The following is a 12,253-nucleotide window of genomic DNA, read 5'->3' as shown; positions in this document are numbered from 1 at the left end:
AAGTAAAAAAAATTAATATTATATTTATATCCATAAAATAAACTAATTTAGCGTTTCCTTATATTCTACTTATTTTAGCATGTTTGAGCCCACTACATCCTCAGAACTCGATATCTTACCTAGAACATCGGTCGTTGACTATAAAAAGAACCTGCATCGCCGACGTATATTAATCGAACTTTATCGTTCTGGTACATCTTCTATTGCAGAGTTGGCCCGAGTAATTCACAGCAGTGTTCCTTCCGTGACGAGTATTGTAGAGGAAATGGTGGAAGAAAAGTGGATTGTACCCGTGGGGACGGGCGTGACAAAACAAGGCCGTAAGCCCGTTTTGTTTAGTCTAAGTACCGAGCGGTACTATGTTTTGGTATTGGACGTAAATACGCACGATACTAAAGTGCTGGTGATGAATCTCAAAAACGAAATGGTATTTCGGAGAGACCTCGACATGAAGTTAGAAGATTCTTCCAAGTTTTTGGGTGCGCTGATTGAAGCTACCGAAGATGTAATCAATGAATCCAATATTCGTCATGATGATTTTATGGCGATGGGGATTTCGGTGGCAGGGTTGGTGGATGCCCGTAAGGGATTTAACTTTACCTACCGTAGCCTGAACCAAGGCGACCAATCGTTTGGGACGTTGCTCGAAAGGCATTTTAAATTTCCTGTGTATGTCATCAACGATACCAAAGCCACCACCCTTGGCGAACACCGCTTTGGGTTGGCCCAAGGAAAAGACCATGTGTTGGCTATTTATATAGATTGGGGCGTGGGGCTTGGGGTTATTCTCAACGGAGAAGTTTTTCAAGGGGCATCGGGCTTTGCGGGTGAGCTCGGGCACATCCAAGTAGTACCCAACGGAGAGCTTTGCCATTGCGGAAAAGTGGGCTGCTTGGATACCATCACTTCGGCAGCTTCTTTGTTGCGTCGTATCAAAAAAGGATTAAACGATGGTCGTATCTCGCGCTTGTCGGGAATGGATATTGAGAAAATCGACGCCGAAATTATCATTGACGCGGCTTGGCAAGGTGATTCTTTTGCCATTGATATTCTTCACGAAATTGGGATGGAGCTAGGTAAAGGGCTCTCTATTGCCATTCATCTGTTCAACCCAGAAATCATTATCGTGGATGGGATTGTGGCTAAGGCGGGTGCGTTTATTACAAACCCCATCGAACAAGCCATCAACAAATACTGCTTGACGGATTTTAGAAGTAACCTGAACGTGGTTATTTCTCAACTTGGGCAAGAAGCCAAATGGCTAGGAACGCAAGCGTACGTGGTAGAAAAAGTGATTGAAAATAATTAGATTCCCTGTCGTTGAGTACGATGAATTTTAAACAAGTAAAGGTAGGGGTTGTGCAAGCAACTCCTTTTCTTTTTGATAAGGCTAAAACCGTCGAACGGGTCATTGAATGGATAGAAAAGGCGGCCAAATCGCAGTGTGAATTGCTGCTTTTTCCCGAGTCTTTTATTCCTTGTTATCCGCGCGGGCTCGATTTTGATTCTCGCGTTGGCCGTCGAACGGACAAAAGCCGCGCGCATTGGCTCGACTATTGGGCAAATAGCATCGAAGCCGACTCAGAAGAAGTTCAGAAAATAGGCGAAGCTGTTCGCAAAGCAAGCATGTATGTGGCGTTGGGCGTAACCGAACGCGAGCCCGTCGGTGGGTCGTTGCATTGTGCTTTGTTTTACTTTAACCAAGATGGGGTGCTGGTGGGCAAACATCGGAAATTAAAACCAACGGGGCTTGAGCGGTACATTTGGGCAGAAAGCGATGGAAGCACACTCATGGCGTTTGATACTGAAGTGGGTCGAGTAGGAGGGCTGATTTGTTGGGAAAATTATATGCCCCTCGCGCGCATGTCGATGTACCAGCAAGGGGTCGAAATTTATTTGGCTCCTACAGCCGACGCCCGCGAATCGTGGCAATCTACCATGCTACACGTAGCATTGGAAGGGCGTTGTTTTGTGTTGGCAGCCAACCAGTTTGTACGAAAATCGGATTACCCCGAACGCTACCAAGAAGATTTAAAGGAAGAACCCGAGATCATGAGCGCAGGTGGAAGTGTGATTATCTCACCTTTAGGGGAAGTCTTAGCGGGGCCACTTTGGAACGAAGAAGGGCTGCTGACGGCCGAGTTAGATTTCTCGGTATTGGCCAAAAGCAAACTTGATTTTGACGTGGTCGGGCATTATGCACGTCCCGACGTTTTTTCGTTGGAAGTGAAGGGGCAACCACCCATTTGTAGAATATAATAAGATGCGTGGTGCAGGTTGCTCATAACCTGCACCACGCAAACCACGCTACACTCCCGTATAACTAAAAGGCGAAATCGCGCGTAGTTCTTCTTTGATGGCATCCGATACTTCGAGGCAGTCGATAAACTCAGCAATGGTATTGGAGGTGATTTTTTCGTTTTTACGCGTAAGGGCCTTGAGCGCCTCGTAAGGTTGTGGGTAAGCCTCGCGACGTAAAATGGTTTGAATGGCTTCGGCTACCACTGCCCAGTTGTTGTCGAGGTCGGCGTAGAAAGCGGTTTCGTTCAATTCAAGTTTACCCAATCCTCTCAACAATGCCTTCAAACCAATAATGGTATGCCCAAGCGGTACACCAAGGTTACGAAGGACAGTCGAGTCGGTCAGGTCGCGTTGGAGGCGAGAAATAGGAAGTTTGGCCGACAAATGCTCAAAAACCGCGTTGGCAATGCCTAAATTTCCTTCTGAATTTTCAAAATCAATGGGGTTTACCTTGTGTGGCATGGCCGACGAGCCCACTTCTCCCGCTTTGATTTTTTGCTTAAAATATTCCATCGAAACGTAGGTCCAAACATCACGGTCGAGGTCGATGAGAATGGTATTTAAGCGTTTAAACGTATCCATCAACGCCGAAAGCATGTCGTAATGCTCGATTTGGGTCGTCAATTGGCTGCGCGACAGTCCCAAGGTTTCGTTCACAAAGGTATTTCCAAACGCTACCCAATCAATGTCGGGATAAGCCACGTGGTGTGCGTTGAAGTTACCCGTTGCCCCGCCAAATTTTGCGGCGTAAGGGATGGCCTGAATCATCAAGAGTTGTTTTTCAAGACGTTCGATAAACACCCCAAATTCTTTGCCCAAGCGCGTAGGCGAGGCAGGTTGGCCGTGCGTACGGGCCAGCATCGGAATGTGTTTCCATTCTTCGGCCAAGGCTTTGAGTTTGACAACAACTTCTTCGAATGTTGGTAAAATTTCGTCCGTAATGGCTTCTTTGAGCGAAAGTGGAATAGAGGTATTGTTGACGTCTTGAGACGTAAGTCCAAAGTGAATAAATTCCAAGTACGAATCAAGCTGCTTGTCTTTGAGTTTTTCTTTGATGAAATACTCTACGGCTTTTACGTCGTGGTTGGTGACCGACTCGATTTCTTTGATTCGCAAAGCATCAGCTTCCGTAAATTCAAGATACAAAGCACGTAAGTCGGCGTAAATGGTTTTGTCGAAACCTTCCAATTGAGGAAGGGGAAGTTCGCAAAGGGCGATAAAATACTCGACTTCGATGCGAATTCGGTAGCGAATAAGCCCAAATTCCGAAAAATAAGGGGCGAGTTTTTCAACTTGACGACGGTAACGTCCATCGATAGGCGAGATAGCTGTGAGGGTATTTAATTGCATAGCTTGGTTACTAAAATGCAAAGATACGCCATCCCTGCCAAAGATTTGGTAGAAAACGCTCGAAAATGCTTTTGGAAGTATGAAACATCGCATTCTACTTGGTATAGCAGGAGGGCTTATGGCATTATTGGCTTTCCGTGAAGCAAATGATTCGTCGTTGGATTGGCCAGAATACAACGGAAACGCGGCGCGAAGTCACTATTCGGAAGCAAGTCAAATTTCGGCCGAAAATGTAAACCAGCTTAAAGTGGCTTGGACGTATGCCTCGGGTGGGGCTGATACGGTTTTTCACCGTACCCAAATGCAGTGCAACCCCATTGTGATTGATGGTATTTTGTACGGTGTTTCGGCCAATACCCAGGCGTTTGCACTGGATGCTACGACGGGGAAGGAGCTCTGGAAAACGAACGTGACTGAGACGGAAGGAACAACGAGCCGTGGAGTAAGTTATTGGGCAGAAGGAAGCGAAAAAACAATCTTTTTTGGGGCGGGGAAATGGCTATATGCCGTGGATGCCGTTACGGGAAAACTTCGCTCTTCGTTTGGAGAAAAGGGTCGAATTAACTTAAAAATAGGCATTGAACGCGCTACTGCCGACGATTACGTGGTTTCAAATACGCCCAATGCCATTTTTGAGGATAAAATCATTGTCGGAACGCGGGTGTCGGAAAGTGAATCGGCTTTACTTGGCGATATTCGAGCGTATGACGTGCGAACGGGTAAACGTATTTGGACGTTTCGAACCATTCCCGATGTGGGAGAAATGGGCGCTACAACTTGGCCCGCCCAAGCCCGACAGAACATTGGAGGAGCAAACTCGTGGGCAGGAATGGCGCTTGATCGCCAACGCGGGATTTTGTACGCCCCTACGGGTTCGGCGGCGTTCGATTTTTATGGCGGTAATCGAAAAGGCGACAATCTTTTTGCCAATTGTTTACTGGCTTTGGACGTAAGAACAGGAAAGCGACTTTGGCATTACCAATTGGTACGTCACGATATTTGGGACCGCGATGTGCCCGCTCCTCCCAATTTGGTGACGGTTGTCCAAAACGGAAAAAAAATTGACGCCGTAGCACAGATCACCAAACAAGGCTACATTTTTGTGTTTGACCGAGTGAGTGGAAAACCGCTCTTCCCTATCGAAAATCGAACGTTCACGTTTGACGCCGTGGCGGGTGAGTTTCCGTCAAAAACGCAGCCTATTCCGCTCAAACCGACCTATTTTGCCCGACAAAGTTTTACCGAAAAAGACCTGAACTCTTTCGTTGCTGACCGTGATTCGCTGGTGGCGTTGATTCGGAAAGCCCGTACGGGGAGCGCTTATATCCCTATTGGCAAAGACATGACGATTTTCTTTCCTGGGACCGACGGCGGTGGGCAGTGGGGCGGTGCTGCCACCGACCCGCAAGGAGTGATGTATATTCCCTCCAAAGAAATTCCTGTTTACACTTCGCTCGTGTCTCGTAAGCAAGAGTCAAACGCAAAAACCACCACGGGAAAACAATTGTATCGTCAGTATTGCTCGGCGTGCCACGGTGAAGACCGCCGAGGAAACCACGATGGCTCGTACCCTTCTTTGTTGACTGTTTCAAAACGACTTTCGGAAGAGGCCGTTAAAAATTTGATTACCAAAGGCCGTGCCATGATGCCGTCGTTTGTGCATCTCTCGGCGGCAGAAAACAAAGCAATTGTCGATTTTTTGTTTCAAAAACAGCAAGATACTCAGGTAGCTAGCTCACAAAAAGGCGTCATTCCGTATCAGCATACGGGTTACAACCGTTGGTACGACCGAAACGGTTATCCCATTAGTGCTCCTCCGTGGGGGACATTGACGGCTACAGATTTGAATACGGGCGAACGACTTTGGCAAGTGCCGTTGGGCGAATATCCAGAACTAACCGCCAAGGGAATTGCACCTACAGGAACGGACAACTATGGTGGGCCGCTGGTGACTGGGAGCGGATTGCTTTTTATTGCCGCAACCCGTGACGAGCGTTTACGGGCTTTTGATAAAAAAACGGGGAAAATACTATGGCAAACCCAACTGCCAGCGGCGGGTTATGCTTCACCGAGTACTTACGTAGCAAATGGTAAACAGTACGTGGTCATTGCCTGTGGCGGAGGAAAGTTGAAAACAAAGTCGGGCGACAAATACGTCGCCTTTGCATTGCCATAAGATAAATTTGTACTTAATTGCGAAAAAACTAATCCCAACGATCCTTTAACCTTCTAACTACTAAAAATTCTGATGACTCCTTCTCCTTTTTTAGGTGAACTTTTGGGCACGATGGTGCTTATTATTCTCGGCAACGGTGTGGTTGCCAACGTTGTTCTCAAAGATACCAAAGGCAACAATGGCGGCTGGATTGTCATTACCGCAGGCTGGGCTTTTGCCGTGACGATGGGCGTGTTTGTCTCCCAAGCTTTTGGTGGGTACGATGCGCATTTAAACCCCGCCGTTACAGTTGGAATGGCCATTGCCAAAAACGAATACAGTAAAGTTGTTAGTTATATCACGGCCCAGATGATAGGAGCCATGTTGGGCGCGATTACCGTGTGGCTGTTTCATTTACCGCATTACGCACGTACTGAAGACAAAGGAGCCAAGCGGGCTACTTTTTGTACAGAGCCTGCCATTCGTGCGACGGGTTCAAATTTCTTTAGTGAAGTCCTCGGAACAATCGTTCTTCTGGTTGGTATCAAAGGCATTGGGGCAGTGACTACGGGCTTAGGCCCTTTCGCCGTAGGTATTTTAGTTTGGGCGATTGGTCTTTCATTGGGAGGAACGACGGGCTATGCCATTAACCCTGCCCGCGACTTAGGCCCTCGCATTGTTCATGCCATTATGCCCATTGCAGGCAAAGGCGATTCTGATTGGCAATATTCGTGGATTCCAGTAGCAGGCCCGATTGTAGGGGCGGTGATTGCGGGTCTTTTGTTGCTTTAAATGCTTGTTGCTCATTTGTGTTTATTAAATTGGTATCACGGTGTTTCACCTGTATCTTTGGCGGCGTAAAATCAACCAAAAATCAATGAAATACCTTATCACCATAACATTAGGAGTGCTTGTCGTTCTTTTTCAGGCTTGTAGTTTCTCGTCGGCGGGTATGCTGGAAAAAGGAAAAGAGTTAATGAAAGAAGGCAAATTTAGCGAAGCATTGCCCTTTTTGAACAAAGCCGTCGAACGCGATAACGGCAATTTTGAAGCCCTCAACGCGCGCGGGGTCGTCTATTACGAATTGAAAGAATTCCAAAACGCATTGTTGGATTATGAACAAGCGCTCAAGGTAAAGCCCGATTATTATCGTCCTTATTACAACCGTGCGATGCTAAAAGTAGCCCAAAACGATACCGAAGGTGCTTTAAAAGACTATGCAGAGGCGATTCGACTGGAAGACAAAAATGCCGAGTTGTTTGTGAATCGGGGTCAACTTTTGGCCGCAATGGGGCAAATGGACGGAGCGCTCAATGATTTCGACAAGGCAATTGTGTTGGATTCAAAAAATGCCTTGGCGTATTACAACAAAGGAAATATTGTGTTTCAAAAAGGCGATTTCAAAGGAGCTGTTATTCAGTTTGAAAACGCCGTAAAAAGTGATGCAAAGTTTGGCAAGGCTTTCCACGCGTTGGGCGTAGCCCAATTGATGGAGCAGCAAAAAGAAGCAGGTTGTCTTAACCTCAAACAGGCCGATAAACTCGGTTATCCTGCCGCGAAAGAAGCACTAGAACAAAATTGTAAATAAGTATCTGGAGAGATGAGAGATGAGAGATGAGGGTTGCTCACAACCCGATAACAGAAAATTATAATTTACTCATCAAAAAAGCCTCGCTGAATCAATCGGCGAGGCTTTTTTGATGTAATATTCGTAAGTATCTATTAACAGTTAACAAATAACGGTTAACTGTTAATAGATACTTACGCTTTTTTAAGGTTTTTGGTCCAGAAGTACAAACCGATAAATGCCACGATAAGAATAGCAGGGAATGTAACCATGGTACTCAATGTCGCTTGGCCTGCGGCTAGTTCAAGCGCATCGCCTTGGAAACCTTGAGCAGCTGCTTCTGTTTTGGCGCTGTCAATCCAGCCGCCAATGATAGGTTGGAAAATAGAGCTTGAGAACATCCCGACACCACCAATCACCGACATGCCAAGCGCACCACTGGCAGGGATTTTTTCTGCAACGAATCCAACCATGTTTGGCCAGAAATAAGCAATACCGCAAGCATATACAAAAGCCGCAGCGTAGGCAGTTCCACCTGTTACTTTGCTCAATAAGAACAAACCAATGGTAGCCAAAATGGCCGAAACAAGTAAAACCCCCGTTTGGCTGATTTTATGAATCACTGGCCCTGCAAAGAAACGAGCTACGGCCATTGTACCTGTCGTAATCGCAAGAAGCAACATTGGGTCAGCGCCTGACTTACTCAAAATCAAACCTACCCACTGCTGAGGGCCAAATTCTGAAATAGCAGTTAAGGCCATACAAGCAAACATGAAAATGAACAAAGGTGAAAGCATTGCTTTGATGTTTTCTCCTATCGAAGCAGCAGCTTCGGTTTTTGGTTTTGGAAACGCTTGTCCCCAGAAAAGATAAGCATAAATAATAGCTGGAAGAAGAATAATCCAAATTTGTGCTTCCCAACCAGTGTTGGCTTCAGTCATAAATTTAGAAATCAACGAACCAATCACAATTCCACCTGGAAACCACATGTGGAATTTGTTCAACATGGCATTCATTTTATTGCCTTCGTAAGAGTCGGCAATCATTGGATTACAAGCAGCCTCTGTACAGCCGTTGCCCAAACCAATAAGAAGGGTTGAAATCAACAAGGTCATGTAGTTTCCACCCGAAAAAATTGTTAACAAGATACCGATAGTGTGGGCCAAAAATGCAAACTGCATGATTTTTTTACCACCTACTGAGTTGTAAATTAAACCTCCAACAATCATGGAGATGGGGAAACCTAAGAACCACATGGAGTTGATAGTTCCTAGTTGCTCGCCCGTGAAGCCGTACTGGTTGGCTAGCTGCTCTAGGATACCTGCACGAATACTGAACGAGAACGCAGTGGTAATCAGCGCAAAGCAACTACCGTAAAACAATCTGTCTTTGTTAATCATTGTTTGAAAGGTTTGGTTGAAGGGTATGAAACATATTACTTCCAGTGGACTAAAGTATGGATACGATTTTTTTTACCCAATTTTCGTGAGAAAAAGGCTTTTTTTTACTTTGGGAATGTAAAAGTACTTCGCTCGTGAATGGCGAAAATGACAGAATCAAACTAACCTTGTAACTAAAACACCAAATTTAAAAATTAAAAATATGGCTCGAAAAATTAGAATGGGCATGGTTGGTGGAGGCCGTGGGGCTTTCATTGGAGGGGTACACCGAATTGCGGCTGCTATCGACGGTGAGATTGACCTAGTATGCGGTGCGTTTAGCTCAACGCCCGAAAAGTCGAAAGCGTCGGGTGAAGACCTCATGCTTGATCCGTCGCGTTGTTATGGTGATTTCAAAGAAATGATTCAAAAAGAAAAACGCCGTAAAGACCGCATGGACGTGGTGTCGATTGTCACGCCCAACCACATGCACTTTGCCCCAGCTAAAATGGCGCTCGAAAATGGCTTCCACGTGATTTGTGATAAGCCCGTGACGTTTTCGTTGAGTGAGGCTAGAAAATTGCAAGAAATTGTTGAAAAAACGGGCTTGACTTTTGCCTTAACCCATAATTATACGGGTTATCCGATGGTGAAAGAAGCGCGTCAACGTATCAAAAACGGGGCTATCGGTTCGATTCGTAAAGTAGTGGTTGAATACCCGCAAGGCTGGTTATCGTTTCCTGTCGAAAAGGACGGGTCGAAACAAGCCGAATGGCGTACCGATCCAAAACGCTCAGGGATTGCAGGCGCAGTGGGTGACATCGGAACTCACGCAGAAAACCTCGCCGAATACATCACAGGATTGAAAATAACGGAATTGTGTGCCGACGTGAGCCGCGTGGTAGAAGGGCGTGTGTTGGATGATGACGCCAACGTTTTGCTTCGTTTTGACAATGGCGCCAGAGGAATTTTGCATTGTAGCCAAATTTGTAATGGCGATTGGAATGGCCTTAATATTCGCATTTACGGGGAATTAGGCAGTTTGCACTGGCACCAAGAAACACCTCAATATTTACACCACAAAAGCACGGATGGTTATCAGATTTATCAGCCATCGGTGGGGCAATTGTCGGACTCAGCCAATGCCCACTCACGCATTCCGTTTGGTCACCCAGAAGGGTATTTGGAGGCTTTTGCCAACGTTTATCGCAATTTTGCTCGTACGGTACGTAAGCGCATGAGTGGCGAAGAACCCAATGAATTTGATTTAGATTTCCCAACCATCGAAGACGGTATTCGTGGAATGCAATTTGTCGAAACGGTCATCGCTTCGGGAAAAAGCAATAGTAAATGGGTTAAGTTTAAAGGATAAAATTGCCTAGTATAACATCCTGTATATGTTTGTTGTACAGGATGTTATTTTGAAAATCAACCATCATTAGTTACCTCTTAAATCAGAAAAACATGATTCGCTATTTGAATGAAATTGACGCAAGTACATCTTGATGAGCGAGAGCTGTGGGATCGCCTGAAATCGGGAGACACAAATGCGTTTGGGCAAATTTCGACGCATTATTATCGGATATTGTTTGACTATGGCCGTAAATTCACCAAAGACCGTGAACTTATCAAAGATGTCATTCAAGATGCGCTATTGGTGTTGTGGCAAAAAAGAGCTCACATCAATCCCGACGAAAATGCGAAATTGTACTTACTCAAAATCATTCGAAATAGCTTATTTAAAGAACTCCAAAAACAACACCTGCGGGTAGCCGATGGCCAGTTTGATGAACTGGAGTTTATGGAGCCCGAAGAATCGTTTATCATTTCGGCAGAATCATCGCAGCAGATGAATGCCAAGCTGCAATTACACCTCAAAAATCTTCCCAAGCGGCAGCAAGAAGTATTGTTCTTGAAATTTTACCAAGACCTCAGCAATGACCAAATTGCAGAGGTAATGAACATCCATCGGCAGTCAGTAGCCAATTTGCTCCATAATGGCCTCCGTTTGCTCAAAAATCGCTTCTTTCTCACGACCCTCTATTTCATTCTGGCCAGGTGTTGACAATTTGTTAACACCCCAAATTTCTCCCTCCTGAGAAATACCTTCTCTTTTGCATAATAAATTTTGTCTTTGATGAGTATAGACCGCCAACGGCCAGATATACCTTATAAAGGCAGTAATAAGTACTATTTTTTCTATGATAGATTATAGTAAATTCGAGGTAGAAGATTTTATAACCGACGAATCCTTTGGCGCGTGGGTCAAAGGTAAGTCGGACAAGCATACGGCATTTTGGGAGTTTTGGCTGGAAGCACACCCTGAAAAAAAAGAAATTGTGAAGCAAGCAAGGCAGTTGTTGGAAGCCCTTAAAAACCAACCGACGGCTATCAACGACGATGAAATTTCCATTGAAGTAGCCAAAGTAGTAAGCCAAGTGCAAGAACAGCCTCGTTTATTTTTTCCTTGGTGGGGAAAGGTGGCAGCAGCAGTGGTGGTTTTGGGAATAGGCGTATGGTTTTGGGCCACGTTTGTACCAAAGATACCAGTAACGGTAGCAACTTCAACACTGAACAGCACCGCCACAAAGAATGCAAAAGTAGAAGTGATTAATAACACTAATGCCGATTATACGGCGTCTTTGCCCGATGGCAGTACTGTGGTGCTGAAAAAGGGGAGTAAAGTGAGTTTTATTGAAAAATTTGTGGGCGACAAGCGCGAAGTATTTTTGACGGGGGAAGGTTTCTTTAACGTGGTTCGTAATCCCTCCCAACCTTTTTATGTGTATGCCAATGGCCTAGTGACGCGGGTATTGGGGACTAGTTTTACGGTGCGGGCTTACGCCAAAGACAAAGAAGTGATAGTGGCGGTAAAAACGGGGAAGGTGATGGTGTATTCGCTCTCAGAATTGAAAAAATCGGAGCAAAATGCCAATTATCAAGTGCAGAGTTTGTATTTGACACCCAATCAGCAAGCCACTTTTGAGCGAGAAATGGAGAAGTTTAACAAAGCATTGGTGGAAAAACCTACGATTCTTACAAAACCTGTAGAAACCCCCGATTTTACCTTTGAAAACACGCCCATAGCTGAGGTATTCCAACGCCTTAAAACTGCCTATGGCGTCGATATTGTGTATGATGCAGAAGTAATGAAAAATTGCTCCGTCACGGCGCCTTTGGGAGATGAATCGCTTTTTACGAAGCTGACCATCATCTGCAAAACCATTGGAGCGCGTTACGAAATCGTCGAAACCGAAGTTGTGGTTTCGGGTCGTGGGTGTCCCTAAATTGTGAACATTAATGCTATTCCTCTCTACTAAACTATCTTAAACTTAAACCGAACTCTATGTCTCCATAACTACCTGACTCCTTTAAAAACGAAGTCGGCAATGGTCGCAACATTACCGACTTGTAGTTTTATCCCCTCCATTTTGTTGTGCTGCAACTACCCGATTTCTCGGGTGCTAGGAGGGACTTTGTCCAAAAAATCTTGAACTAAAA

10 protein-coding genes are annotated in these 12,253 nt (G+C 45.4%); 8 read left to right on the top strand and 2 right to left on the bottom strand.

Annotated elements, in window-relative coordinates; all coding sequences use genetic code 11:
- The first annotated feature begins 79 nt into the window (after positions 1-79).
- A complete protein-coding gene (locus AC23P2_RS25560; protein WP_487775817.1) occupies positions 80-1,309 on the top strand; it encodes an ROK family transcriptional regulator in 1,230 nt (409 codons plus the stop codon).
- A 20-nt stretch (positions 1,310-1,329) separates the two neighbouring features.
- Positions 1,330-2,259 carry a carbon-nitrogen hydrolase family protein gene (locus tag AC23P2_RS25555; protein ID WP_487775816.1) on the top strand — a complete coding sequence of 310 codons (930 nt, stop codon included), beginning with the start codon at positions 1,330-1,332 and terminating at the stop codon, positions 2,257-2,259.
- A 48-nt stretch (positions 2,260-2,307) separates the two neighbouring features.
- Here the strand turns inward: AC23P2_RS25555 and purB are convergent, their stop codons facing one another.
- Positions 2,308-3,651, bottom strand: a complete 1,344-nt coding sequence (purB, locus tag AC23P2_RS25550; protein ID WP_487775815.1) for an adenylosuccinate lyase — start codon at positions 3,649-3,651, stop codon at positions 2,308-2,310.
- A 118-nt stretch (positions 3,652-3,769) separates the two neighbouring features.
- On the opposite strand from purB, the gene AC23P2_RS25545 reads away from it, so the two are divergent.
- The 3 genes from AC23P2_RS25545 (at position 3,770) to AC23P2_RS25535 (ending at position 7,394) form a co-directional block, all read left to right on the top strand.
- On the top strand, positions 3,770-5,827 hold the full coding sequence (locus AC23P2_RS25545; protein ID WP_487775831.1) for an outer membrane protein assembly factor BamB family protein: 2,058 nt from the start codon (positions 3,770-3,772) through the stop codon (positions 5,825-5,827).
- A 72-nt stretch (positions 5,828-5,899) separates the two neighbouring features.
- The gene (locus AC23P2_RS25540; RefSeq protein WP_487775814.1) at positions 5,900-6,598 is read left to right on the top strand and encodes an MIP/aquaporin family protein; all 699 of its coding nucleotides are present in this window, start codon (positions 5,900-5,902) and stop codon (positions 6,596-6,598) included.
- 85 nt (positions 6,599-6,683) lie between these two features.
- Positions 6,684-7,394, top strand: coding sequence for a tetratricopeptide repeat protein (locus AC23P2_RS25535; protein WP_028524608.1), 711 nt, complete (start codon positions 6,684-6,686; stop codon positions 7,392-7,394).
- A gap of 173 nt (positions 7,395-7,567) precedes the next feature.
- Here the strand turns inward: AC23P2_RS25535 and AC23P2_RS25530 are convergent, their stop codons facing one another.
- Positions 7,568-8,773 (bottom strand): MFS transporter, encoded by a 1,206-nt coding sequence (locus tag AC23P2_RS25530; protein ID WP_487775813.1) that lies wholly within the window; start codon positions 8,771-8,773, stop codon positions 7,568-7,570.
- Between the two features lie 202 nt (positions 8,774-8,975).
- On the opposite strand from AC23P2_RS25530, the gene AC23P2_RS25525 reads away from it, so the two are divergent.
- The 3 genes from AC23P2_RS25525 (at position 8,976) to AC23P2_RS25515 (ending at position 12,039) form a co-directional block, all read left to right on the top strand.
- A complete protein-coding gene (locus AC23P2_RS25525; RefSeq protein WP_487775812.1) occupies positions 8,976-10,124 on the top strand; it encodes a Gfo/Idh/MocA family protein in 1,149 nt (382 codons plus the stop codon).
- A gap of 108 nt (positions 10,125-10,232) precedes the next feature.
- Positions 10,233-10,817 carry an RNA polymerase sigma factor gene (locus tag AC23P2_RS25520; protein ID WP_183976207.1) on the top strand — a complete coding sequence of 195 codons (585 nt, stop codon included), beginning with the start codon at positions 10,233-10,235 and terminating at the stop codon, positions 10,815-10,817.
- A 136-nt stretch (positions 10,818-10,953) separates the two neighbouring features.
- Positions 10,954-12,039, top strand: coding sequence for a FecR family protein (locus tag AC23P2_RS25515; protein ID WP_487775811.1), 1,086 nt, complete (start codon positions 10,954-10,956; stop codon positions 12,037-12,039).
- Positions 12,040-12,253: the final 214 nt, after the last annotated feature.

The organism is Runella sp. R0.1_18, from assembly GCF_057652155.1.
This window is presented reverse-complemented; position numbering and strand designations above follow the sequence as displayed.